Origin of the sequence: Streptomyces fructofermentans, assembly GCF_014651055.1 — a bacterium.
GTDB classification, from domain to species: Bacteria; Actinomycetota; Actinomycetes; order Streptomycetales; family Streptomycetaceae; genus Streptomyces; species Streptomyces fructofermentans.
Map to the genome: position 1 here is coordinate 244,967 of NZ_BMWD01000009.1, position 22,938 is coordinate 267,904.

The 22,938-nt window shown below is 72.9% G+C and carries 21 protein-coding genes and 1 riboswitch; of the genes, 6 read left to right on the plus strand and 15 right to left on the minus strand.

Annotation, left to right across the window (positions count from 1 at the left end; genetic code table 11):
* Window positions 1-16 precede the first annotated feature (16 nt).
* Together macS and IE265_RS15755 are read right to left on the minus strand one after the other, a co-directional pair.
* Window positions 17-1,321 carry a MacS family sensor histidine kinase gene (macS, locus tag IE265_RS15750; RefSeq protein ID WP_190036174.1) on the minus strand — a complete coding sequence of 435 codons (1,305 nt, stop codon included), beginning with the start codon at window positions 1,319-1,321 and terminating at the stop codon, window positions 17-19.
* A 33-nt stretch (window positions 1,322-1,354) separates the two neighbouring features.
* On the minus strand, window positions 1,355-2,164 hold the full coding sequence (locus IE265_RS15755; RefSeq protein WP_190036175.1) for a lysophospholipid acyltransferase family protein: 810 nt from the start codon (window positions 2,162-2,164) through the stop codon (window positions 1,355-1,357).
* Between the two features lie 225 nt (window positions 2,165-2,389).
* Here IE265_RS15755 and IE265_RS15760 point away from each other — a divergent pair, with 225 nt between their 5' ends.
* Window positions 2,390-3,199 (plus strand): alpha/beta hydrolase, encoded by an 810-nt coding sequence (locus tag IE265_RS15760; protein ID WP_190036176.1) that lies wholly within the window; start codon window positions 2,390-2,392, stop codon window positions 3,197-3,199.
* A complete protein-coding gene (locus tag IE265_RS15765) occupies window positions 3,192-3,869 on the plus strand; it encodes a hypothetical protein (protein ID WP_190036177.1) in 678 nt (225 codons plus the stop codon). The genes IE265_RS15760 and IE265_RS15765 overlap by 8 nt, the downstream gene beginning before the upstream one ends.
* A 128-nt stretch (window positions 3,870-3,997) precedes the next feature.
* Here IE265_RS15765 and IE265_RS15770 read toward each other — a convergent pair whose 3' ends face one another.
* From IE265_RS15770 to IE265_RS15795, 6 genes are all read right to left on the minus strand, one after another.
* On the minus strand, window positions 3,998-4,768 hold the full coding sequence (locus tag IE265_RS15770) for an endonuclease/exonuclease/phosphatase family protein (protein ID WP_190036178.1): 771 nt from the start codon (window positions 4,766-4,768) through the stop codon (window positions 3,998-4,000).
* Window positions 4,769-4,921: 153 nt separating this feature from the next.
* Window positions 4,922-5,875 carry an ROK family glucokinase gene (locus IE265_RS15775; protein WP_190036179.1) on the minus strand — a complete coding sequence of 318 codons (954 nt, stop codon included), beginning with the start codon at window positions 5,873-5,875 and terminating at the stop codon, window positions 4,922-4,924.
* Window positions 5,876-5,928: 53 nt separating this feature from the next.
* Window positions 5,929-6,423 (minus strand): DUF5304 domain-containing protein, encoded by a 495-nt coding sequence (locus IE265_RS15780; RefSeq protein WP_190036180.1) that lies wholly within the window; start codon window positions 6,421-6,423, stop codon window positions 5,929-5,931.
* A gap of 59 nt (window positions 6,424-6,482) precedes the next feature.
* A complete protein-coding gene (locus IE265_RS15785) occupies window positions 6,483-7,670 on the minus strand; it encodes an ArsA family ATPase (RefSeq protein WP_190036181.1) in 1,188 nt (395 codons plus the stop codon).
* 43 nt (window positions 7,671-7,713) lie between these two features.
* A complete protein-coding gene (locus tag IE265_RS15790) occupies window positions 7,714-8,157 on the minus strand; it encodes an SRPBCC family protein (protein ID WP_190036182.1) in 444 nt (147 codons plus the stop codon).
* Window positions 8,158-8,294: 137 nt separating this feature from the next.
* Window positions 8,295-9,044 (minus strand): metallophosphoesterase family protein, encoded by a 750-nt coding sequence (locus IE265_RS15795; RefSeq protein WP_190036216.1) that lies wholly within the window; start codon window positions 9,042-9,044, stop codon window positions 8,295-8,297.
* Window positions 9,045-9,419: 375 nt separating this feature from the next.
* Here IE265_RS15795 and IE265_RS15800 point away from each other — a divergent pair, with 375 nt between their 5' ends.
* Entirely contained in the window at window positions 9,420-11,216 is a 1,797-nt protein-coding gene (locus IE265_RS15800) for an AMP-dependent synthetase/ligase (RefSeq protein ID WP_190036183.1), read from the plus strand.
* 314 nt (window positions 11,217-11,530) lie between these two features.
* Here the strand turns inward: IE265_RS15800 and IE265_RS15805 are convergent, their stop codons facing one another.
* Window positions 11,531-12,673 carry a glycosyltransferase family 4 protein gene (locus IE265_RS15805; RefSeq protein WP_190036184.1) on the minus strand — a complete coding sequence of 381 codons (1,143 nt, stop codon included), beginning with the start codon at window positions 12,671-12,673 and terminating at the stop codon, window positions 11,531-11,533.
* Window positions 12,674-12,799: 126 nt separating this feature from the next.
* Here IE265_RS15805 and IE265_RS15810 point away from each other — a divergent pair, with 126 nt between their 5' ends.
* Window positions 12,800-14,032, plus strand: coding sequence for a glycosyltransferase 87 family protein (locus IE265_RS15810; RefSeq protein WP_190036185.1), 1,233 nt, complete (start codon window positions 12,800-12,802; stop codon window positions 14,030-14,032).
* A 160-nt stretch (window positions 14,033-14,192) separates the two neighbouring features.
* On the opposite strand, the gene IE265_RS15815 is transcribed toward IE265_RS15810, so the two are convergent.
* The 5 genes from IE265_RS15815 to IE265_RS15835 all read right to left on the minus strand — a co-directional run bounded on the left by IE265_RS15815 (window position 14,193) and on the right by IE265_RS15835 (window position 19,878).
* Window positions 14,193-15,416, minus strand: coding sequence for a hypothetical protein (locus tag IE265_RS15815; RefSeq protein WP_229916208.1), 1,224 nt, complete (start codon window positions 15,414-15,416; stop codon window positions 14,193-14,195).
* A gap of 61 nt (window positions 15,417-15,477) precedes the next feature.
* On the minus strand, window positions 15,478-16,488 hold the full coding sequence (locus IE265_RS15820) for a C40 family peptidase (RefSeq protein ID WP_190036186.1): 1,011 nt from the start codon (window positions 16,486-16,488) through the stop codon (window positions 15,478-15,480).
* A 241-nt stretch (window positions 16,489-16,729) separates the two neighbouring features.
* Entirely contained in the window at window positions 16,730-17,764 is a 1,035-nt protein-coding gene (locus tag IE265_RS15825) for a C40 family peptidase (protein WP_190036187.1), read from the minus strand.
* 491 nt (window positions 17,765-18,255) lie between these two features.
* Complete coding sequence (locus tag IE265_RS15830; RefSeq protein ID WP_190036188.1) at window positions 18,256-19,605, minus strand: NYN domain-containing protein; 1,350 nt, start codon at window positions 19,603-19,605, stop codon at window positions 18,256-18,258.
* Window positions 19,606-19,638: 33 nt separating this feature from the next.
* Window positions 19,639-19,878: a hypothetical protein gene (locus IE265_RS15835; protein WP_190036189.1), complete on the minus strand. Its 240-nt coding sequence runs from the start codon at window positions 19,876-19,878 to the stop codon at window positions 19,639-19,641.
* Window positions 19,879-20,034: 156 nt separating this feature from the next.
* Here IE265_RS15835 and IE265_RS15840 point away from each other — a divergent pair, with 156 nt between their 5' ends.
* Together IE265_RS15840 and IE265_RS15845 are read left to right on the plus strand one after the other, a co-directional pair.
* Window positions 20,035-20,766 carry a rhomboid family intramembrane serine protease gene (locus IE265_RS15840; RefSeq protein ID WP_190036190.1) on the plus strand — a complete coding sequence of 244 codons (732 nt, stop codon included), beginning with the start codon at window positions 20,035-20,037 and terminating at the stop codon, window positions 20,764-20,766.
* On the plus strand, window positions 20,763-21,044 hold the full coding sequence (locus IE265_RS15845; RefSeq protein WP_190036191.1) for an Lrp/AsnC family transcriptional regulator: 282 nt from the start codon (window positions 20,763-20,765) through the stop codon (window positions 21,042-21,044). The genes IE265_RS15840 and IE265_RS15845 overlap by 4 nt, the downstream gene beginning before the upstream one ends.
* Window positions 21,045-21,152: 108 nt before the next feature.
* On the opposite strand, the gene IE265_RS15850 is transcribed toward IE265_RS15845, so the two are convergent.
* Complete coding sequence (locus tag IE265_RS15850; RefSeq protein ID WP_190036192.1) at window positions 21,153-22,541, minus strand: aminotransferase class V-fold PLP-dependent enzyme; 1,389 nt, start codon at window positions 22,539-22,541, stop codon at window positions 21,153-21,155.
* Between the two features lie 176 nt (window positions 22,542-22,717).
* Window positions 22,718-22,834: riboswitch (SAM riboswitch) on the minus strand.
* Window positions 22,835-22,938 lie beyond the last annotated feature (104 nt).

Below are 22,938 nucleotides of genomic sequence, written 5' to 3' on the forward strand. Positions count from 1 at the left end.
CGCCGTGTTCCCGTCATCACCGTTCCGCCTTCCTGCCCAGCGGCCCGCGCGGACCCTGCCCGTCCTTCGCGCCTCCCGGTCCGTGCGCCCCCTCCGGGTCCGCGGAGTCCTTCCGGCCTCGCCGGTCCCCGGGCACCCTCAGTTCGACCTCCGTGCCCTGGCCCGGCACCGAGACCAGCTCGGCCGTGCCCCCGATCTCGCGCAGCCTGCCCACGATGGACAGGGACACCCCGAGCCGCCCCTCGCCCTCGGCCTGGGCGAGCCGCCCCTCCGGGATGCCGGGGCCGTCGTCCCGGACCGTCACGATCACGGCGTCCGGCTCGTCCTCGACCAGGATCCACGCCCGGGCGTCCGCGCCCGCGTGCCGCCGCACGTTGTCCAGGGCTGCGCCGACCGCGGCGGCCAGTTCCCTCGCGGCGTCCGCGGCCAGCGGCACCGGGGTGCCCGGCTCGGAGAAGGTCACCTTCGCGGAGGCGTACGGGGCGAGCAGCGGACGCAGGTCGCGCGGGCCGGAGCCGTCGTCCGCGTCGGGCTCGTCCACCGCCCGCACCAGCGCGCCCTGCGCCGCGTCCTCCGAGACACGGGAGACCGGCACCAGGCCGCCCGACACCAGCGTGCGCAGGGCCACCTCCTGCTCGCCGGCGAGGCGGCCCAGGTCGGCGGCCTCCCCGCCCAGCGCGGTGCCGCGCCGCTGGACCATCGCGAGCACCTGCAGCACGCCGTCGTGGATGTCGCGGGCCAGCCGCTCCCGTTCCCGCGTGGCCGCCTCGATCTCCAGGGCGCGGGCGAGGGTCCGCTCGGAGGCCCGGGCGACCTCGACGACGTAGCCGATGGCGATGGAGGCGACCCACACGAGCAGCACGTTGTGCAGGGTGTCCTGGCTGGGAGCGCCGCGCTGCACGACGTTGGCGACCCCGACGAGCGCCGAGGCGAAGGCCGCCCACCGCCAGCCGCCCTTGATCGCGAAGGCCAGCACCGAGCCGGCCGTCCAGATGGACGGGAGCGTCGGGCCGCCGGCCACGATCCGCTCGTGGGCGTCCGCGACCGGGGTCAGCAGCACACCGGTGAGCGCGATGGTCAGGTCGGCGGCGAGGAAGGGCTTGGTGCAGCCCGCCGCGCCGGCCACCCTGGGCAGGGTCGCGAACGTCCAGACGAAGAGGACCACGAAGTAGCCGATGGCCACTTCGGGGCGGACGAACTCGCCGTACTTCGACACGAAGAGGCCGATCGCGTACAGCATCGTCAGTACGCGGTACGCGCTCAGGGCGCGCCACAGCGGCTGCTCGACGGACATCCTCATGACGTGCTCGCGCTTGGCCATGTCCCCCACTGCTCCATCCCCCGGCGGCCGCGTCTAGGAGTCGGCCCGCTCCTTGTCGGCCTGCTCCCGCTCGGCCTGCTTCCGCTCGGCCTGCTTCCGCGCCTGCTCGACCTCCCGCTGCGCGTCCTTCCCGGCCTGCTCGGCTTCCTTCTGCGCCTGCTTCCGGGCCTTCGCCTCGTCCGCGATCTGCCGCTTGGCGGCCGTCGCGTAGATGTCGACGTACTCCTGGCCCGAGAGCTTCATGATTTCGTACATGACCTCGTCGGTCACGGCCCGCAGCACGAAACGGTCGTGCTCCATTCCGCTGTACCGGGCGAAGTCCAGCGGCCTGCCGATGCGGATGCCCGGCCGCATCAGCTTGGGCATCACCTTCCCCGGCGGCTGGATCTTCTCGGTGTCGATCATGGCGACCGGGATCACGGGCGCGCCGGTGGCCAGCGCCACGCGCGCGAGGCCGCCGGGCTTGCCGCGGTACAGGCGCCCGTCGGGCGAACGCGTGCCCTCGGGGTAGATGCCGAACAGCTCGCCGCGCTCGATGACGTCCATGCCGCTCTTGACGGCCGCCTCACCCGCGCCGCGCCCGCCGGAGCGGTCCACCGGCAGCTGGCCGACCCCCTTGAAGAAGGCGGCGGTCATCCGGCCCTTGACGCCCGGAGTCGTGAAGTACTCCGCCTTCGCGATGAAGGTCACCTTGCGGTCGAGGACCGCGGGCAGGAAGAACGAGTCCGAGAACGACAGGTGATTGCTCGCCAGGATGGCCGGGCCCTCGGCAGGAATGTTCTCGAGGCCTTCCACCCAGGGCCTGAAGGCGAGCTTCAGCGGCCCTCCGATGGAAAACTTCATTGCGCCGTAGATCAACCCACTGCCTCCCGTGTCTGTCGGTGAGACCTTAACCCGGAGCACCGCCAAAGGGCCCGACGGCCCTGGTCGGTGTCAGTGCGGTCGCGTACGGTGAAGTACGCCTCGAACGCTTCGGGGTGATCGTCGGGTCACCCCCGTGAACCGTTCACGGCGAACAGCCGTCCCTCTTCCGTGAGACGTCCCTCTTGAATGAACAGGAGACCGAAGGTGCCGGTGCTTCCTGGAGCCGAGCCGTTCCGCCACGAGGGCGGAGAGGTCGGGGTCCTTCTCTGCCACGGCTTCACCGGTTCCCCGCAGTCGCTGCGCCCCTGGGCGGAGTACCTCGCGGAGCGCGGTCTCACCGTCGCGCTCCCCCTGCTGCCCGGTCACGGCACGCGCTGGGAGGACATGCAGGCCACGGGCTGGCAGGACTGGTACGCGGAGGTGGACCGCGAGCTGCGCTCCCTGCGCGAGCGCTGCTCCAGCGTCTTCGTCCTCGGCCTCTCCATGGGCGGCGCGCTGACGCTGCGGCTCGCCGCGAAGCACGGTGACGCGATCAGCGGCATCGTCGTCGTCAACCCGGCGAACAAGGTGCACGGCCTGTCCGCGCACGCCCTGCCGGTGCTGCGCCACCTGGTCCCCACGACGAAGGGCCTGACCAGCGACATCGCGAAGGAGGGCAGCTTCGAGGTCGGCTACGACAAGGTGCCCCTGCACGCCGCCCACTCGCTGCGGAACTTCCTCCGGCTGGTCGACGGCGAGCTGCCGCAGGTGACCCAGCCGATGCTGCTCCTGCACAGCCCGCAGGACCATGTCGTGCCGCCCGCCGACTCGGCCAGGGTGCTCAGCCGGGTGTCGTCCACGGACGTCACGGAGATACTCCTGGAACAGAGCTACCACGTCGCGACGTTGGACCACGACGCGGACCGGATCTTCGAGGAGAGCTTCACCTTCGTCTCCCGGCTCGCACCCGGTGCCGGCAAGGAGGCGGGCGCGGGCCAGACGAGTCGGCAGGAAGGGACGGCCACCGGTGGCTGAGCACGACGCGGACCCCGAACCCGAGGAGAAGGACGTGCCGCCCGGCGAGGAGCAGGGCCCGTCGTTCGACGAGGCCGCCGCGTGGGAGGCGATCGTCGCGGGATACGGCGACGAGCCGCCGGACCCGCCCGGCGCCAAGCCCTTCAAGTCGGTCGAGGACCTGGCCCTCCTGGAGCCCGAGACGAACGAGCCCGACACGACGGGCTCGGGGAGCACCAGGACCGCCCGGACCACGAAGGGCGGCACGGACACCAGGAGCCCCGAGGACCCCGCGGAGCCCGAGGACGCCGGGGGCACCGCGGAGGAGGAGCCCGCGGCCGAGAAGCCGCTCGGCAGTTCCGTGGCGTTCGCGCCCGGTGTGGCCGGCCCCCGGGACTACTCGGTGCCCGAGCCCGCCGAGGAGGACTTCGAGGACGACGACGAGGGCCACTTCGTGCCGCCCGAGCCGCCCCCGCTCCCCACGGCGGACACGACCTCCAGGTTCGCCTGGCTGGCCGTCGTGGGCGGACCCGTGCTGCTCCTGCTCGCCGTGCTGCTCGGCTGGGAGATGACCTGGTGGCTGGCCACCGTCGGAATAGGCGGTTTCCTCGGCGGCTTCGCCACGCTGGTGGCACGGATGCACAACGACGACGAGGACGAGGACGACCCGGGCCGCGGCGCGGTGGTCTGACCCCGACCCGCCCATGTGGGGCCCGGCGCGCGTGAGCGGCCGGGCCCCACGTGTGTGCGCGCCACCCGTGCGCCACCCGCGCGCCGGACGGGCTCCGGGGGACGGGGAGCCCGCGCGCCGGGCGGGATCTAGGAGGCGGGAAGCCTGAGGGCGGCCAGGACCGGCAGGTGGTCCGTGGCCGCCCTCAGGTCCTCCTCCGTCACGCCCGGCTGCCCCAGCGGCACACCGCAGCCCAGCACCTCCACGCCCGGCGTGGTGAGGATCGCGTCGATGCGCTGACGGGGGTCCACGGGAGTCGAGGTGTACTCGGCGCCCCAGGGAGCCGCCGTCCAGCAGTCCCCGAGTTCCCCGGCGAGGCGCCGGAAGGTGCGCCCGCCCGGTCGCTCGTTGAGGTCGCCGCCCGCGACCGCGTGCGGGGTGCCCAGCGCGGCGAGCCGGTCGAGGAGCATCCCGCCCTGCTCGTACCGCTCGTCCTTCTGCAGCGAGAGGTGACAGCTCAGGACTCCGAGGCGGGCGCCGCCGAACCGCACGACGGCCGTGGCGAAACCGCGCCGGTGCAGACCGGGGGTGAGCGGGAGCAGCACGTCCTCGGTGCGTTCGACCGTGGCGCGCAGGGAGCACAGGAGGGCGGGGCCGGACGCCGTGGCGCCGCCGGAGAGGATCACCTGCCCGGAGGCGGCGGCGAGGCGGGCGAGCTTCTTGCGCCAGCGGAAGAACCGGGGCGCCTCCTGGATCAGCACCAGGTCGGGCTCGCAGGCGGTGATCACCCGGGCGAGCGCGTCGGTGTCGTCGCGCATCGAGCGGATGTTGTAGCTGAGGACCCGGACGACGGCCGAACCGTCGGGTTCGGTGCGGGACGGGGGCAGCGGACCGGTGGCGCGCGGCGGGCTCGTCGGCATGCCGATCAATTTACGCGCTGCGCCCCCGCGGAGCGGGCCGGAACGCCGGTCGTCGCACACGGTCCGCGCGGGAGGCCGCCGACCGCCGACCGCCCGGTACGACAAAGCCCGCCGTCCCCCGGGATCGGGGCGCGGCGGGCGGTTGTACGTGTGTCACATGATCGGGTCGGGCTCCCTGGCCAGGTCGGCGGCGCCGACCAGTCCGGCCTTGTTGCCCAGCTTGGCGGCGATCACGTCGGCGACGGGACGCCAGTTCCCGCCGACGAGCCAGCGCTTGTACGACTTGCGGATCGGGTCGAGGACCAGTTCGCCCTCGTCCGACAGACCGCCGCCGACGATGAACGCCGAGGGGTCGAAGAGCGAGGCCAGGTCGGCCAGTCCGGCACCGGCCCAGCGGGCCAGCTCACGGTACGAGTCCACGGCCACCAGGTCGCCCTGGCGGGCCGCCATCGAGATGTGCTTGCCCTCGATGCCGTCGGGGGTGCCGTCTCCCAGGGAGAGCAGCGCCTCCGCGTTCTCCGGCGTCGCGTTGGCCCGCTGCTTCGCGTAGCGCACGAGCGCGCGGCCGGACGCGTACTGCTCCCAGCAGCCCTGCGAGCCGCAGCCGCAGAGCAGGCCGTCCGGGACCATCCGGATGTGCCCGAACTCGGCCGCGACGCCGAAGTGCCCGCGGCGCAGCTTGTTCCCGATGATGATGCCGCCGCCGAGGCCCGTGCCCAGGGTGATGCAGATGACGTTGCGGTGGCCCTTGCCCGCGCCGAACTTGTACTCGCCCCAGGCGGCCGCGTTCGCGTCGTTCTCGACGACGACCGGAAGGCCCACGCGGGCCTCCACCTCGGCCTTGAGGGGCTCCTGGCGCCAGTCGATGTTCGGTGCGAAGTAGACCGTCGAGCGCTGACGGTTGACGTACCCGGCGGCGCCGATGCCGACGCCGACGATCTCGTGCCCGGCCCGGGCACCCTCCACGGCCGCGGCGATGGCGTCAACGATCGCCTGCGGTGTGTTGGGGGTCGGCACCTTGAAGGTCGAGAGGATGTTGCCTTCCTCGTCGACCACGCCGGCCGCGATCTTGGTGCCGCCGATGTCGACGCCGATGGTGAGTCCCATGAATCCCTCAGTTTCGGTCGAGCCCCGCTACGGCCAACCGTACCCGAGCGCCATCAGTCCAGGTCGATGTGTTCCCCGGGACCGGTGCCCTCGTCCTTGGGACGCGAGGACGTGTCACGGGTCCAGCGACCCTCCTGCGCCTCCACCGCGGACCGGTAGGCGGCGAGCAGTTCGGAGCCGGCGGCGGCCAGGTGGTCGAAGACGTCGGGATTCCGCTCGATGACGGGCTCGACCGCGGCCTTCGCCTGCTGCACGACCTGGTTCACCATCTGCTGGGCGGCCCCGCCCGCCACGGCGCCGAACAGCGGCGACTGCGCGCCGGACAGCTTCTCGGCGACGGCGTCGACCAGTTTGCGCAGTTCCTCGGCGGCCGAGGAGGGCGGCCGGCCCTGCTCGGTGCGACGGCGGGCCTTCTCCGCGGCGAGGTCCTCGGCGCACGCCTTCGCCCAGGCGTCGGCGTCGGTCGCGCGCGCTTCGTCACGCACCTCGTCGCGCACCTCGTCGAACGCGTCGCCCGCGGCGTCGGACGTGGGGCGCTCATCGCTCATGGCGGACTCCAAGCATCGGCTGTGTGTCTCTCGACGTTACCCGAACGGGGGTATGCCGTTCACCGTGTCCGCGGCCACAGCTCCGGGTCGGGGGCGAAGCGCACCCTCAGCTCGCCCTCGCGCAGGGAGGCCCCGTCCACGGTGCAGCGGCGCAGCGCGGACGGCAGGGCGACGATCCGGCGGTGCGCGCCGACGGTGACGACGAGTTCGTCGCCGCGGCGGACCAGGTCGAGTTCCTCCCGTATCGCCCCTGGCAGGGGGATGTGCCAGACGAAGACCCGGCCGCCGTCGGCGTCGCCCTCGGAGACGGGCCACCGGACGGGCTCCGGGGCCTCGCCCGCGCCGGGCACGGGGAGCGCGGCGAGGTCCTCGGGGCCGCGCGGATCACGGCCGAGGTGCGCAACCGCGTACGTGCGCCCCCATGTGTCGCGCCACTCGTCGCGCCACTCGTCCAGCGCCTTGCGCTGCTGCGCGGCGAGGCCCGCCTGCCAGGCGTCGTGGGACGTGTCGGGCAGTACGCGGTTCCCGATGAGCGCGTCGGCCCGCAGCCCGCGCAGGGCGAGGCCGGTCGCCGCCGCACGGACGGCGTCGGTGCCGGCGGGTCCGGGTTCGGCGACCAGCCGCACGGTGGTGTCGGGGTCCTCGACGGCGAGCTGGACGGCGGCGAGTTCGACGTCCCAGCGGCCGGCCGTCTCGTACAGCCAGTCCGCGGGCATCGGGACGCCGGCGAGGCGGCCGAGGACCGGCCGCAGGGCGCGGGCGGCCTGGCGCTCCGCGGGCAGCAGCCGGCGGAGGTAGCGCCGCAGCTGTTCGGGCAGGGAGAGCAGGGCGAGCGCCTGCGGGGTGGGCGGCAGGTCGACGACCAGCAGGTCGTGGGCGTCCGCCGCGGACGCGTCGCGCAGGGCGCGCAGCAGGGCCAGCTCCTCGGCGCCCGGCAGGGGGGTGAGTTCCTCGGCCTCCAGCCGGGCCGCGCCCAGCAGGTCCAGGGCGGTGGAGGCCCGGTCCTGGAACGCGAGGAGGTCGGCCCGGAAGCCCGCCGTCGCGTCGGGCCGCCACGCGGTCAGTCCGGGGGCGGCCGCGGTGGGCGTGCCTCCGGTGGGGGTGCCGAGGACGGCTCCGAGGCTGTCGGTGCGGTCCGCCGAGAGCACCAGGACGCGGGAGCCGCGCCGGGCGGCCTCCAGCGCGGTGGCCGCGGCGACGGTGGTGCGGCCCGAGCCGCCGGGGCCGGTGAACAGGATGGTGCGCATGGGGGTGAACGGTACGCGCTGCCGTCCCCCGGCGGACGGGGCGCTACCCGGCGTCCGTCTCCACGCGCTTCTTCAGCCCGGCCAGCGCGCGGTCGATGATGACCTTCTCCGCCTTGCGCTTGATCATGCCGAGCATGGGGATCTTGACGTCGACGGTGAGCTGGTAGGTCACCTCGGTCACGCCGGAACCGGCGGGCCTGAGGATGTACGAGCCGTCGAGGGAGCGCAGCATCTGCGACTTGACCAGGGTCCAGGAGACCTCGTGGTCGCCGGTCCAGGTGTAGGCGAGCGTCTGGTCGTCCTTGATGGCCCCGGCGTCCATGACCAGGCGCACCTGCTCGGCGCGGCCCTGGCCGTCGCTCGCGAGCACCTCCGCCTCCTTCACCTCGCCGGTCCAGTCCGGGTAGCGGGCGAAGTCGGAGATCACCCCCATGACATCGGCCGGCGCCGCCTCGATGGTGATGCTCGAGCTGGTGTGTTCCGCCATCGCTGTGGCTCCTCCAGATGCGGTCCGGACAGGGGGTGCTTTTCCGGGTACGAACGCTTCGTACCCGTGTATGCAGCGTGAAGGCTACCGCGCGGTCGGCGGGTGCCCGTCCCCGGGCCCGCGGCCGCGTCGGGCCCTCACCACTCCAGCACCCACGGCTTCCCCGATCCGGCGAAGTGGCCCACGTTGACGCACTCGGTGGCGCCCACCCTCATGCGCCGTGCGAGCGGCTGGTGGACGTGCCCGAAGAGGGAGTAGCGCGGGCGCGTGCGCCGGATCGCGTCGAGGAGTGCGCGGCTCCCGCGTTCGAAGCGCCGTGCCACGGTGTCGTAGACGAGCTCGGGCACCTCCGGCGGGATGTGCGTGCACAGCACGTCGACCTCCCCGACCGCCTCGATCTTCGCCGCGTACTCCTCGTCGCTGATCTCGTACGGCGTCCGCATGGGGGTGCGCAGGCCGCCGCCGACGAAGCCGAAGACCCGGCCGCCGATCTCGACGCGCTGCCCGTCGAGCACGGTGGTGCCGGGTCCGGCGTACTCCGACCAGAGCTGCGGCATGTCGACATTGCCGTAGGTGGCGTACGTCGGCGTCGGGAAGGCTGCGAACAATTCGGCGTACTGCTTGCGTACGGCCTTCTCGATGGCGGGGCCGCGGTCGACCCCCGCCCACAGGGCCCGGCCGAACTCGCGGGCCTCGTCGTAGCGCCGGGCCGTGCGCAGTTCGACGAGGCGGTCCGTGTTCTCGGCGCCGAAGAGGTCCGGGAAGATGCCGCGCGTGTGGTCGGCGTAGTCGATGAAGAGCACGAGATCGCCCAGGCAGACCAGGGCGTCCGCGCCCTCGCCGGCCAGGGCCAGGTCACGCACGTTTCCGTGCACGTCGCTCACCACGTGGATCCGCGTCCGGGCAGTCCTCCGGGGGGCCCTCCGCGAGGTCCCGTCGCCGCTGCCGCCTTGTGTACCTGCCATGGCGATCAAGGGTAAGCCTGTGGAGCAAACGTGTGTAGACGCGGGCGGACCTGCGGTTACTACCCAGCCGGTGAACCCGTGGACTACTGTGCGCGAAGGAACGCCCGTCCATGTGACGCGGGGAACATCTCACCGGACCCCCCTGTCCCAGAGGCAGTACCGGCGGGTAACGTCCGGGCAGTCCAGTCGTGCTCAGGGTTTCAACAACCGACTCCCGGAGCACCTTGCCCGAGCCTTGGACCGCTCCGTCGCATCACACGCAGTCGTGGCGTCGGCGCCCTATGAGGAGCAGCAGTCTTGCGCGAGTTCAGCCTTCCGGCTTTGTACGAGGTCCCTGCGGACGGCAATCTGACCGACATCGTCCGCAGAAACGCCGCGCAGCATCCTGATGTCGCGGTCATCGCCCGCAAGGTCGGCGGCACCTGGACGGACGTCTCGGCCACCGCCTTCCTGGCCGAGGTGCAGACCGCCGCCAAGGGCCTGATCGCCTCGGGCGTGCAGCCCGGCGACCGGGTCGGCCTGATGTCCCGCACGCGCTACGAGTGGACGCTGCTGGACTTCGCGATCTGGAGCGCCGGCGCGATCACCGTGCCGGTGTACGAGACCAGCTCCCCCGAGCAGGTGCAGTGGATCCTCGGCGACTCGGGCGCGACCGCCTGCGTCGTGGAGCTCGACGCCCACGCCGCCTCGGTCGAGTCGGTGCGCGACCGGCTGCCGAACCTCAAGCACGTCTGGCAGATCGAGGCCGGCGCCATCGATGAGCTGGCCCGTGCGGGCCAGGACGTCACCGACGCCGCCGTCGAGGAGCGCAGCTCGCTCGCCAAGGCCGACGACCCGGCGACCATCGTCTACACCAGCGGTACGACCGGCCGCCCCAAGGGCTGCGTGCTGACCCACCGCAGCTTCTTCGCCGAGTGCGGCAACATCGTGGAGCGGCTGCGTCCGCTGTTCCGCACGGGCGAGTGCTCGGTGCTGCTCTTCCTCCCGCTCGCGCACGTCTTCGGGCGGCTCGTGCAGGTCGCGCCGATGATGGCGCCGATCAAGCTGGGCTGCGTCCCGGACATCAAGAACCTGACCGACGAGCTGGCCTCGTTCCGGCCGACGCTGATCCTCGGCGTGCCGCGGGTCTTCGAGAAGGTCTACAACTCGGCGCGGGCCAAGGCGCAGGCCGACGGCAAGGGCAAGATCTTCGACAAGGCCGCGGACACGGCGATCGCGTACAGCCGTGCGCTCGACACCCCCTCGGGACCGTCGATCGGCCTGCGGATCAAGCACAAGACCTTCGACAAGCTCGTCTACAGCAAGCTGCGCGCGGTGCTCGGCGGCAAGGGCGAGTTCGCGATCTCGGGCGGAGCGCCGCTCGGCGAGCGCCTGGGCCACTTCTTCCGCGGCATCGGCTTCACGGTCCTCGAGGGCTACGGCCTGACGGAGTCCTGCGCGGCCACAGCCTTCAACCCGTGGGACCGCCAGAAGATCGGCACGGTCGGTCAGCCGCTGCCGGGCTCCGTGGTGCGGATCGCCGACGACGGCGAGGTGCTGCTGCACGGCGAGCACCTGTTCAAGGAGTACTGGAACAACGAGGGCGCGACCGCCGAGGCGCTCGCCGACGGCTGGTTCCACACCGGTGACATCGGCACCCTCGACGAGGACGGCTACCTCCGCATCACCGGCCGCAAGAAGGAGATCATCGTCACCGCCGGCGGCAAGAACGTCGCCCCGGCCGTGATCGAGGACCGCATCCGGGCGCACGCCCTGGTCGCCGAGTGCATGGTGGTGGGCGACGGACGGCCGTTCGTCGGCGCGCTGGTCACCATCGACGAGGAGTTCCTCGGCCGTTGGGCCGACGAGCACGGCAAGCCGGCCGGCTCCACCGCGGTGTCGCTGCGGGAGGACACGGATCTCCTCGCCGCGATCCAGAGCGCGATCGACGACGGCAACGCCGCGGTCTCCAAGGCGGAGTCGGTGCGCAAGTTCCGCGTCCTGTCGGCCCAGTTCACGGAGGACTCGGGCCACCTGACGCCGTCGCTGAAGCTGAAGCGCAACGTGGTGGCGAAGGACTACGCGGACGAGATCGAGGCCATCTACCGGGGCTGAGGCCCCTGTTCGGCACGGGGCGGGGCGTTCCGGCTCCGCCCGCGCCGAGTCGAGGGCCCCGGCGGGCGCGGACCCCGTCCGCGCCCCGCGTCGCGTCGCCCCGCTTCCTCCGCGCCCCGCTCCGGCCCGCCCCGCTTCTCGTCACGTCGTGTGTCTTCGCGTAGGGGCACGGGCCGACCGGAGCGGGCACGGCCGGGGCCGGCCGCGAATCCCGTGCACGGCAGGCCCGTCGCCGCCGGACCCGCGGCCCTGCGACCGGCGCCCCGCCCCCGGACACCTCAGGCCGGAAGGCCGCGGACACCGGGCCCCGGGCCCTACAGCAACTTCTTGAGCCCTTCGGCCAGGAGGTCCCAGCGCCACTTCTCCTCGACCCACGCCCGGCCCCGTTCACCCATGCGGCGCCGCAACTCCGCGTCACCGAGCAGGGCGACGATCCGTTCGGCCGCGTCCTCGGCGCTGCCGCCCGGCACGACCCAGCCGGTCTCGCCGTCCAGCACCGCGTCGGGGGCGCCGCCCGAGTCGCCGGCGACCACGGGCAGCCCGGTCGCGGAGGCCTCCAGGTAGACGATGCCGAGGCCCTCGACGTCGAGGCCGCCGCGCCGGGTGCGGCACGGCATCGCGAACACGTCGCCCGCCCCGTAGTGCGCGGGGAGTTCGGACCAGGGCACGGCTCCGGTGAAGCGCACGGAACCCGCGACACCGGTCTCGTGCGCGAGCCGGCGCAGATCCTTCTCGTACGGGCCGCCGCCGACGACGAGCAGCACCGCCTCCGGCTCCCGTTCCAGGATGCGCGGCATGGCGAGGATCAGCGTGTCCTGCCCCTTGCGCGGTACGAGCCGCGAGACGCACACGACCACCGGCCGGTCGGTCAGGCCGAGCCGGGCGCGGACCGCGTCCCCGCCCGACCCGGGGTGGAACGTCTTCTCGTCGACCCCGGGCGGAAGCTGCACCATGCGGGAGGCCGCCGCGGGCGTCAGGGCCGTGGCGATCCGCGAGCGCGTGTACTCGCCGAGGTAGGTGATCGTGTCCGTGGACTCACCGATCCTGCCCAGGAGTTGACGCGCGGCGGGCAGTTGCGCCCAGCCCGCCTCGTGGCCGTGGGTGGTGGCCACCAGCCGCTCCGCGCCGGCCTTCCGCAGCGCCGGCGCCAGCAGTCCGAGCGGGGCCGCCGCGCCGAACCAGACCGAGGTGCAGCCGTGCTCCCGCAGCAGGCCGACGGCCCTCCGGGAGACCCTCGGCGTGGGCAGCAGCATGGTCGTCCGGTCGCGTACGATGACGAATGGCTGTTCGGCGTCGAACGCGGCGGTGGCCTCGGCCCCCTCCCGGCCCCGCTTCCACGTGGAGGCGTACACGACGAGCCGCTCGGGATCCAGGCGCAGGGCCATGTTGTGCAGGAAGGCCTGGATGCCGCCCGGTCTCGGCGGGAAGTCGTTGGTCACGATCAGGGTCTTGTGCATCGCCGTCGACAGTACCGAACCCGTGCCCTGCGGCTCCGCGCGGCCGCGCTTCACGGCTCTCGCACAGCCGCGCGGGCGATCATGGCCGCACAGGATCCGCTCGGACACGGATGAGGACTGGTGGGCATGTCGGGAGCGAGGGGGACGGGATTCCCGTACCTGCTGGTGGGGACCTGGAGCCTGACCAGGCTGGCGCTGCTGCTCTTCGTCTTCAAGGTGGTCGTCTTCCCCGGCCCGGACGTCACGAGCGACGTCTCGGTGATCTACCAGGGCTGGTTCGAGGTCCTGCGCACCGGCACCTTCCCGCTGGACGACGTGACCTGGCAGTACCCGCCGGCCGCCGCGCTCGCGATCCTCTCCCCCGCGCTGCTGCCGTTCCTGGCCTACACGTCGGCGTTCTTCGTCCTGGCCTGCCTCGCCGACCTGGCCGCCTTCGCCCTGCTCGCGTACGCGGGACGGCGTCCCGGCAGGTCGCGGCGCGGCGCCTGGATGTGGGTCGTGGGCGTTCCGCTGCTCGGCCCGACGGTGTACGCCCGCTACGACGTGATGGTGACGGCCGTGGCGGTGGCCGCGATCCTGGCGGGCGCGCGGCATCCGCGGGTGATGGGGGCCCTGGTCGCGTTCGGGGCCCTGCTGAAGGTGTGGCCGGCGCTGCTGATGGTCGGCGTCGTACGGCGGCGGGCGTGGGTCTCCGCCGCGCTGACGGCCGGCGCTCTCGCACTGTTGTTCGCGGTGGCGATGCCCGGCGCGTTCGCCTTCCTGACCTTCCAGCGCGACCGCGGGACCGAGGTCGAGTCCCTCGGCTCCCTGGTGTTCCACATCGCCAGGCACCACGGTTGGGAGGGCCAGGTGCTGCTGAACTACGGCTCGGTGGAGTTCCTCGGCCCCTACGTGGACCTGGTGAGCACGCTCGCGCTGATGCTGACGGGGTGCGCGATCGGCTGGCTGCTGCTGTGGCGGCTGTGCGCGACGCGGTTCTCGGCGCACACGGCCGCCGACGCCGCGTTCGTGGCCGTCCTGCTGTTCACGACGACGAGCCGGGTGATCAGCCCGCAGTACCTGGTGTGGCTGGTCGGCCTGGCCGCCGCGTGCCTGGTCTTCCGCGGCAGCCGGATGGGGCTCCCGGCGGGGATGGTCCTGGCGGCGAGCTTCTTCACCGTGCTCGAGTTCCCGATCTGGTTCGCGCACGTGGTGGGCAGTGACGGGCTCGGCATCACCCTGCTCGTCGTGCGCAACGGCCTGCTGGTCGCCGCGTCCGTCACCGGGGCCGTCCTGCTGTGGCGCGACACGGCCTCGGCGGAGGCCCCCGAGGGTCTGCCCGGTCGCACCGCCCGTACCGGGGAGACACTGAACTCCTGACGTCGCAGGGCCGCCGGAGGCACTCCGCACGGCACGGCCGCGGCGACAATGGCCCACGGGGGCCACGGCGTCCACCCGGGTCACCGAGGCGCCGAGCGGCGGGGCCCCGTCCCGCGCGCACGGCGCGCCTTCGAGGGCCCGTACCCGGCCGGCGGCGGAGTCACCCCAGCCGGTCGCGCGCGTAGGCCCGCCACAGGTCCGTGAACTCCCGCGGGGTCGTGCCGAGCACCTCTCGCAGCCCCGCCTCGACCGCGCCCGCCCGCCGCCCGTGCGCGCCCACGGCGCGGTAGAAGTCGCCGAGCCGCTCCTCGCCCCACCGCTCAGCGACGAAACGGCAGGCCAGCCAGCCGCTCTCGTACGCCCGAGCCAGCGCCCCCGTGTCGCCGCCGAACGCGAAGTCGCCGTCCGCCGGAAGCTCGGTCGGCACCCGGCCCGCGGCCACCGCCCTGGCGAGTTCGGGCGCCACCTGCCGCGCGGTGCGGCCCGTGCCGCGGTAGCCGACCCAGTCCGCGTACCCCTCGGAGAGCCACAGCGGGGTCGCCGCCGATGTCGAGGAGCGGGTCGCCACATGCGTGGTCTCGTGGGTGATGACGACCTGCCGGCCGAAGGAGCCGAGTTCCCCGTACGCCTCGGGGTTGACGATGATCCGGTCGGCGGGCGCGGTCGCCCGGCCGCCCGCCTCCCCCGTGGTCACCGCGGCGATCCCCCGGTACCCGGACGCGGGCGCACCGAGCAGCCCCGCCATGTCCTCCAGGGAGGCCGGCGCCAGGACCACCACCCGCTGCGCCCAGCCGCCGCCCCACGCCCCGCTGACGGCGGGCACCGCGCGGTCGGCCAGTTCCGCGAGGGCGCGCAGCGCGCCCGCCGGGCGGCCCACGCCGAGAACGAGGCTGTGCCCGCCGCGCACGGCCGTCACGGCCCCCTGCTCCCACAGTTGCCGGCCGGAGCCCTCCGCGGGCCGGTCGCCGGTCACGTACCACCGCCCGCCGGTGCGCGCGAGGGCGAGCGTGCGGGCGGTGACCACGGGGGCCCTGTCGTACCCGTCGATCCGGTACCGCAGTTCCGCGTCGGCCGTGGCCCGGTCACCCGACCGGTGGAAGCCCGTCATCCGGTACGACCAGTCCGTCAGCGGGACCTCGCGCAGATTGCGGAAGCCGGTACGGGCGGCGGACCGCTCCCCGGCGTCGACGGAACCGGGCGCCGCCGTGGCCACGTACGCCGCCTCGCTGCCCTCGCGCACCGCGGCCGACCGCCGGTCGAGCACGCGCCGCACGTCGGCGGACGCGCCGTCCGCGCCGGTCGGGCCGCCGCAGCCGACCAGGCCGGCCAGGCCGGCCAGCAGCAGTGCCACCACCCACCTCGACGCACGCCCACGACCGGCCACGATCACGATCGTACGGCGCGCGGCCGGGCGGGTCGGGTGCGGACGGCTCGGGCCGGACGGGTCAGGGGCGCGTCACGGCCGAGACGGGCATCATGCCCACCGGGTCGTAGCGCACGGCCGCGCCCGGGTAGGGCGCGTGGACCACCTGGCCGTTGCCCACGTACATGCCGACATGGCTGGCGTCGCTCCGGTACGTCACCAGGTCGCCGGGCTGTGCCTGGGAGAGCGGTACCTGGCGTCCCGCGTGCGCCTGGGCCTGCGAGGTGCGGGGGATGCCGACACCGGCCTGCGCGTACGACCACTGCGTGAGGCCCGAGCAGTCGAAGCCGCCGGGCCCGTTGGCACCCCACACGTACGGCTTGCCGACGGCCGACCGGGCCGCGGCGACCGCGGCGGCGGCGCGTCCGGAGGACGGCACGGCTCCTGAGAGGTCGGGCGTCCGGCCGGAGCGCGAGGCGCGGTCGAGGGCCGCGCGCTCACCCTCGGGCAGCGCGTTGAGCAGCCGCCGCGCCTTGGACAGCTTCTGCTCGACCGCGCGCTTGTGCCGGGCCACGGCCGCGCGGCTGCGCTCCAGTTCGGCGAGCTTGCGGGTGGCTTCCTCGCGCTCCTGGGACAGCTCGCGCATGGCGCCCTGAAGATCCCGGAGGTCCCCGGCCTGACGGCTGGTGATGCGGTCGAGGGCGGCGGCCTTGTCGAGGTAGTCGTCCGGGTCCTCCGAGAGCATCAGCGCCAGGGAGGGATCGATGCCGCCGGAGCGGTACTGGGCGCCGGCGAGCGAACCGAGCGCGTCCCGCATGGTGTTGACGCGCTCCTGCTGCCGGGCCATCCGGTCCTGGGCCCGGCCCACCTGGCCGCGCAGGTCGTCGGCGCGCTCGTCGGCCCTGTTGTACGACTCCGTGGCCCGCTCGGCCTCCTCGTAGAGCCGGTCGACCTCGGCTCTGCCGTCGTCGTGCGGCGCGGCACCGGCGGGCAGGGCGCCGAGTGCGGCGGCCGCGGCGGTGAGCACGCAGAGGGTGGCGCCTCGGGCGCCCCGGTCGAAGCCGGACGGTGCAAGGCGGCGATGGGACCCCAAGGGAAACCGCACTCCCTTCCGCTGACGGACCCCCGGAGTTGGGGGAAACGCGCCAGACAGTAGCCGTGCGACCACGTCACGGCCAAAGACCCACACGTGCACACAACGTGACGCCCCGCCTCAGACGCAGGTCATCGGCGGGGCGCGGGGTCAGCGGGAGCCTCGGGAATTCGCCCGTTCGGGCGGCGTGGTGATCAGTCTCCGGCCCGCTCCGGAAGCGGTCCGGAGCGGAAGCGGGTGATCAGATCCGGACGCCGAACTGGAACGGCATGTTGTTGATCGACTCGTAGCGCACGACCGTGCCGCTGCGCGGGGCGTGCAGCACCTGGCCGTTGCCCGCGTAGAAGCCGACGTGGTGCTGGTCGCCGTAGAAGATGACCAGGTCGCCGACCTGGAGCTGGCTCTGCGAGTAGATGCGCGTACCCGCGTTGGCCTGCGCCTGGGAGGTGCGCGGGATGGCGACGCCGGCCTGGGCGTACGCCCAGGAGGTGAGGCCGGAGCAGTCGAAGGAGCTGGGGCCGGAGGCGCCGTAGACGTACGGCGAGCCGATCTTGCTCTGGGCGGCGGCGTACGCGGAGCCGGAGCGCCCGCTCACGGGCTTGGCGCCGCCGCTCAGCGCGTCGCGCTCGCTGGCGCGGGTGGCGCGGTCCTCCTCGGCGTCCAGCGCGGCCTTCTCGGCGGCGGACAGGCTGTTGAGGAGCTTCTGGGCCTGGGCGAGCTTGCCCTTGACCTCGTCCTTCTTCTTCTTGAGCGTCTCGCGGGTGTCGGCGAGGTCCTCCAGCTTGCCGGAGGCCTCCTCGCGCTGCTGGGCGAGCGAACGCTGCTTCTCCTGGACCTTCTTCAGCGTCTCGACCTGCTGAGAGCTCAGCTGGTCCATCGCGGAGGCCTTGTCGAGGTAGTCGTCCGGGTCCGAGGAGAGGAAGAGCTGGACCGAGGGGTCGATGCCACCGGTGCGGTACTGGGCGCTCGCCATGGAACCGAGGCCGTCGCGCAGGGTGTTGAGGTCCTCCTGGCCGCGCGCCACGTTGTCCTGCAGATCGTCGATCTGCTTCTCGAGCTTCTCCTGCTTCTCCTTGGCCCCGTTGTACTTCTCGGTGGCCTTCTCCGCCTCTTCGTAGAGCTTGTCGACCTTGGACTTGACCTCGTCCTTGCTCGGCTTCTCGCTGGGCGCCGCGTTGGCGGCGTTCGCGCTGAGAGCCACGGCGGCAGCGGCGGCGGCGGTGAGCACGGTCACACGGGTGCGGCTCGGCTGCTTCGGTCGACGGTGGGACGCCACGGAGGCGAGCTCCTTCTTACCTCAGCCGCCCACCGAAGACGCCGGTTGGCGGTGCCCCTCCACCGTCACTCCCAATGAGTGATCACCCGAGTAGAGGTTCGACGCCCGACCCTAGTGACCTCACTGTGATCAGTTCAAATCCTCGCGGGAAAAATCTCAGTCACGGACCGCATTCTTTGCACTCAACTCACGTGCAGTAATACTCGCTTGACGCTACGTTGCGTGAAGGTTTCGCCAATTCGGGCACGCCGCACATACGTTGCGGTTGGGACTAGCGGGACCAACGCGACGTAAGCCGCAGAAGAGCGCCGGCGGCCGCGAAGGGTCGGCAGGGTCCCCGGAACGCTCCTGTTTCAACCCTTGCGCAAGGACGTTTCCGCTCCCGGGACGCACGCGCACGGGCGGGCGCACGGGACGCGAAGGGCAGGTGCACGGGAGCCCGGGGCGCGCGTCACCGGCAGGACGGCGGCCCTCGACGCGAGGAGGCCCGCTCAGCCCCGCGAGAAGCGCTTCAGCAGCACCACGGAGGCGACCGGGCGCGCCCCCGCCTTCGCCACCCCGTCGGCCACCTCGCGGTCGGTGGAGACGACGATGACGGGCCGGCCCGGGGGTTCGGCGCGCACCAGCTGGCGGATCAACTCGTCCGCGGTGACGCCGGGCTTGGAGAACAGCACCCGCACCCCGCGCGGCGGCGCGAGCAGCACGGGCGCGGCCAGTTCGGCCCCGTCGAAGACGCAGGTGACCTCCGCGCCGGTCTGGGCGGCGAGCTGCGAGAGCTGGCCGAGCAGCCTGAGCCGCTGCTTCTCCAGCGGCATCTGCGGATAGCCGGTCTTGGTGACGTTGTAGCCGTCGACGACCAGATGCGCCTGCGGCAGCGCGAGCAACTGGTCGAGGATCGCAGGGTCGTTCTCGGACAGGGCCCGGGCGGCGATGTCCTTCGGGGTCATACGTCCCGGTTCGACCGCGTCCACGGTCTCGGCCGGCCGCACCGACACGGGCGGCAGGGCGAGTTCGCGCCGCAGCCCCTGCGCCGCCTCGAGCACGGTGTCGAGCAGCAGCCGTACGCGCATGTCCTCGACGCTGCGACCTTCTCGGGCCGCGCGGCGGGTGGCCTCCAGGGTGGCCTCGACCTCGCTGAGCCGCGCCTTCAGCCGGCGCGACTCGCTCTCGGCGGACGAGACCTGCGTCTGCCCCTCACTGCGTACGGACTCCATCTCGTCGCGCAGCTTGCGCACGGCCGCCTCACCGCGCTTGACGTCGCTGAGGGCCCCGCGCAGCTTGCGGTGAAGCGATTCGGCTTCCTTCTTCGCCGCGTCGAGTTCGGAGCGCAGCCGGTCCGTCTCGGCACGCGTCTGGCCGCGGGCCCGGGAGAGCTCCTCGCGCAGCCGCTCCAGTTCGGCGCGGCTCTCGTCGTCGGCGCGCTCGGCGTCCGCCCGCAGGGCTTCCTCGCCCGCGGCGGTCACGAGCTTCACCCAGCCCGTGGGCCGCAGCACGTAGGCCGCGGCCGCCACGTCCAGCGGGTCCGCGGCCGGCGGCGGCGAACCCGCGGCGAGGGCGTCGGCGAGCTCCGGCTGGGCGTCCCTGAGCTTCTCCGCGATGCGCTGTCTGAACAGCGGTTCGCTCTCCAGTGCCGCCGCCATCGCGTTCCCCGCGAACTTGGCGCGGCGATTGGGGGCGAACCGGGCGTACTGCCGCAGTTGCGCGGGCAGTTCGGCCATGGTGAGGCCGCCGAAACCGTCCGAGACGATCTGCACGACCCGGCGGCGCACGCCGTCGGGAAGGGGACGGTCGAGCACCTCGGCGGTGCCGTCGTCCGGCTCCCCGCCCGTGGTCTCCACCATCCTTCACCCCATCGTCCGTGGGCGTCGCTCCTGTCAGGAGCCGGCGCCCGGCCTGTCCACCAGTTCCACCTGGTCCACCGCGTTGCACCAGCGGCAGCGCACCGACTCGATGGTCTCACTGACCACCTCGCGCTCCTCCACCTTCGGCTCCCCGGCCAGGTCGAGGTGGACGTACTCCACGACCTTCGACGAACGGGTCACGTCGAAGCGCGTGAGGTTGCCGCACAGCGAGCAGCGCCACCGGGTCTCGGCGTTCGGGAGGGGAACCGTCATCGTGGCAGTCGCTCGCTTTCCTGTGTCCGTGTGCCGCACCAGACTCCCTGGAGCGTGTGGCACGTAACCCTACGGCCTGGCGGGTACTCGACGCCCGTCCACCGGAAGCGGCGAGGCACTCTGCGCCGATCGGGCCCGTTACGTCATGCTCTGCTCATGATCGGCACCTGGGGTACGACCGTCGGCAGGGCGGTCCGCAGTCAGTCCGCTCCGGTGACCTACGCGCTGATCGCCGTGTGCTGCCTGATCTTCCTGATCGGTCCGGCCTCGGGACTCAGCCCGACGTACGGCACCGGTGACGGGCTCCTCTCCGCGCAGCGGGCCTACTTCGAACGCTGGGGGGTGATCCCCACCGAGCTGTTCGAAGGGACTCCGCGGGCCGCCGCGTCGCTGGTCACCGCGCTGTTCGTGCACGGCAGCTGGCTGCACCTGCTGGGGAACATGCTCTTCCTCTACGTCTTCGGGGCGATGGTCGAGGAGCGGATGGGCCACGTCGGGTTCGCCCTGTTCTACCTGGGCTGCGGCAGCCTCGCCCTGCTCGGGTACGCGGCCGCCCACGCCGACTCCGCGCAGACGCTCGTCGGGGCCTCCGGCGCGATCTCCGCGGTCCTCGGCGCGTTCCTCCAGTTGTTCCCCAAAGCCAGGGTGACCAGTCTCTTCCCGTTCCTGTTCTTCCTGCCGCTGCGGTTTCCGGCCTGGGTCGTGCTGCCGTTCTGGGTGTCCCTGCAGTGGCTGGCCGCGACCCGTACGACCGAGGGCCCCGCGGTCGCCTATCTGGCCCATCTCCTGGGCTTCTCCGCGGGCTTCCTCTACGCGTGGGCCAGGTACGGGCGTCCGGATAGAGTGAAATCCCCAGCGACGGCCACCGAGGGAGAAAACCAGCCGTGATCACCGCGATCGTGCTCATCAAGACCAGCGTGGACCGGATCCCCGAGATCGCCGAGTCGATCGCCGCGCTGGACAGCGTCAGCGAGGTCTTCTCCGTCACCGGCACGTACGACCTGATCGCGATGGTCCGCGTGGCGGCCCACGACGACCTCGCCGACGTCATCCCCGGCAAGATCAGCAAGATTCCGGGGGTCGAGGGCACGGACACGCACGTGGCGTTCCGCACCTACTCGCAGCACGACCTGGAGGCCGCGTTCGCCATCGGCCTGGACAACTGACCGGTCCCCCGGCCCACCCGGCGTGCGGCCCCGGAGGACTCCGTACGCCGGCCGCCCGGACGCCCGGGCGGCCCGCCGCACCCCGACCGGGCTCGGCGGGCGACTTCCTCAGGCCGTCGCGGAGGCGGTGGCACCGCCCGTGTCCGGGACACAACGGCCGTCCTCGGTGCGGTAGTTCCAGCGCGCGCCCTGGCTCACGAGTTCCTTGACCGCCCGCACGAAACGCTCGACGTGCTCGTCGGGGGTGCCCGCGCCGAAGCTGACGCGGATCGCGTTCAGCGACTTCTCGCCGGGTGCCGCCTCGGGCGCACCGCACTCGCCCTGCGTCTGGGGGGTGCCGCCGAGCAGGGTGCGGACCAGCGGGTGCGCGCAGAAGAGCCCGTCCCGTACGCCGATGCCGTACTCGGCGGAGAGGGCCGCCGCGAAGTGCGAGCTGTTCCAGCCCTCGACGACGAACGAGATGACGCCGACCCGGGGCGCGTCGTCGCCGAACAGCGAGAGCACCCGCACCTCGGGCACCTCGGCCAGTCCCTCGCGCACGGTCGCGATCAGCCGCCGCTCACGGGCGACGAGCGTGTCGAAGCCGGCCTCGGTGAGGGCCTTGCAGGCGGAGGCGATGGAGTAGGCGCCGATGACGTTCGGCGACCCCGCCTCGTGCCGCGCGGCGCTCTCGTGCCACTCCACGTCCACGCCGCCGTCCTCGCGCCGGGCGACCTTGCGGCTCGCGCCGCCGCCGGCGAGGTACGGCTGCGCCGCACGCAGCCAGTCCGAGCGCCCGGCGAGCACGCCCGAACCGAACGGCGCGTACAGCTTGTGGCCCGAGAACGCGACCCAGTCCACGTCCAACTCCTGTACGGACACGGGGTGGTGGGGGGCGAGTTGGGCCGCGTCGAGCACGATGCGGGCGCCGTGCGCGTGGGCCGCGGCGGCCAGTTCGCGCACCGGCCACAGCTCGCCGGTGACGTTGGACGCCCCCGTGACGCACACCAGCGCCGGCCCGTACGGGTCGCGGTCCGCGAGGGCCCGCTCCAGCGTCGCGACCGCCTCACCGGGGGTGCGCGGGGCGTCGAGGAAGCTGACCCGGGCGTCCCGCCAGGGCAGCAGCGAGGCGTGGTGCTCGGTCTCGAAGACGAAGACCTGGCAGTCGGCGGGGAGGGCGGCGGCGAGCAGGTTCAGCGAGTCGGTGGTGGACCGGGTGAAGACGACCTGGTCGTCCGCCCGGCAGCCGAGGAACTCGGAGACGGTCCTGCGGGCGTTCTCGAAGAGGTCGGTGGAGAGCTGCGAAAGGTAGCCGGCGCCCCGGTGCACGCTGCCGTAGTAGGGCGCGTACGCGGCGACGTCGTCCCACACCCGCTGGAGGGCCGGGGCGCTGGCCGCGTAGTCGAGGGCGGCGTAGACGACCTCGCCGCCGGTGACGAGCGGCACTGTGACATCACTGCCCAGAACGCCCAGCGGGGCACAAAGCGACTGGTCCGCGACAGCGGTGGGGACAGACATGGCGAACTCCCGTGTGAGGCAGGCGGCAGCACCGCGCGGAACGGGCGCCCGAAGGCACGGCCCGGCGCGGGCAAGGCGGGGAAAAGGGGTACGCGGAGGCGGGGCTCGACGCCCTATCGCATTCGCTGGCTCACGGAAGGCTCCCTCGAACGACCAGGACCCCTGGTGGTGCGAGGGGTCCGCGCTTGCCGCAGACCTCACTGCCTGCGACCTGGTCCTCACCCGGGGCACCCCGCCACGGACGGAGGGTTGCCGGACAGCCGGCCGGGGCCTGATGGCTGTCGCTCATGACCTGCCAAGCATCCTGCCACACGATCTTTCCGACGCAACCCCCGGTCCGGATGGCGGGACGGCGAGGGCTCGCCCGCATGCCGGAGCCCGCTCCCGGACCCGTGGA

Bases quoted from the DNA above. Each gene is read 5' to 3' on its own strand.
- macS (WP_190036174.1), bottom strand. From the start codon at position 1,321: ATGGCCAAGCGCGAGCACGTCATGAGGATGTCCGTCGAGCAGCCGCTG.
- IE265_RS15755 (WP_190036175.1), bottom strand. From the start codon at position 2,164: ATGAAGTTTTCCATCGGAGGGCCGCTGAAGCTCGCCTTCAGGCCCTGG.
- IE265_RS15770 (WP_190036178.1), bottom strand. From the start codon at position 4,768: ATGCCGACGAGCCCGCCGCGCGCCACCGGTCCGCTGCCCCCGTCCCGC.
- IE265_RS15775 (WP_190036179.1), bottom strand. From the start codon at position 5,875: ATGGGACTCACCATCGGCGTCGACATCGGCGGCACCAAGATCGCGGCC.
- IE265_RS15780 (WP_190036180.1), bottom strand. From the start codon at position 6,423: ATGAGCGATGAGCGCCCCACGTCCGACGCCGCGGGCGACGCGTTCGAC.
- IE265_RS15785 (WP_190036181.1), bottom strand. From the start codon at position 7,670: ATGCGCACCATCCTGTTCACCGGCCCCGGCGGCTCGGGCCGCACCACC.
- IE265_RS15790 (WP_190036182.1), bottom strand. From the start codon at position 8,157: ATGGCGGAACACACCAGCTCGAGCATCACCATCGAGGCGGCGCCGGCC.
- IE265_RS15805 (WP_190036184.1), bottom strand. From the start codon at position 12,673: ATGCACAAGACCCTGATCGTGACCAACGACTTCCCGCCGAGACCGGGC.
- IE265_RS15810 (WP_190036185.1), top strand. From the start codon at position 12,800: ATGTCGGGAGCGAGGGGGACGGGATTCCCGTACCTGCTGGTGGGGACC.
- IE265_RS15830 (WP_190036188.1), bottom strand. From the start codon at position 19,605: ATGGTGGAGACCACGGGCGGGGAGCCGGACGACGGCACCGCCGAGGTG.
- IE265_RS15835 (WP_190036189.1), bottom strand. From the start codon at position 19,878: ATGACGGTTCCCCTCCCGAACGCCGAGACCCGGTGGCGCTGCTCGCTG.
- IE265_RS15840 (WP_190036190.1), top strand. From the start codon at position 20,035: ATGATCGGCACCTGGGGTACGACCGTCGGCAGGGCGGTCCGCAGTCAG.
- IE265_RS15850 (WP_190036192.1), bottom strand. From the start codon at position 22,541: ATGTCTGTCCCCACCGCTGTCGCGGACCAGTCGCTTTGTGCCCCGCTG.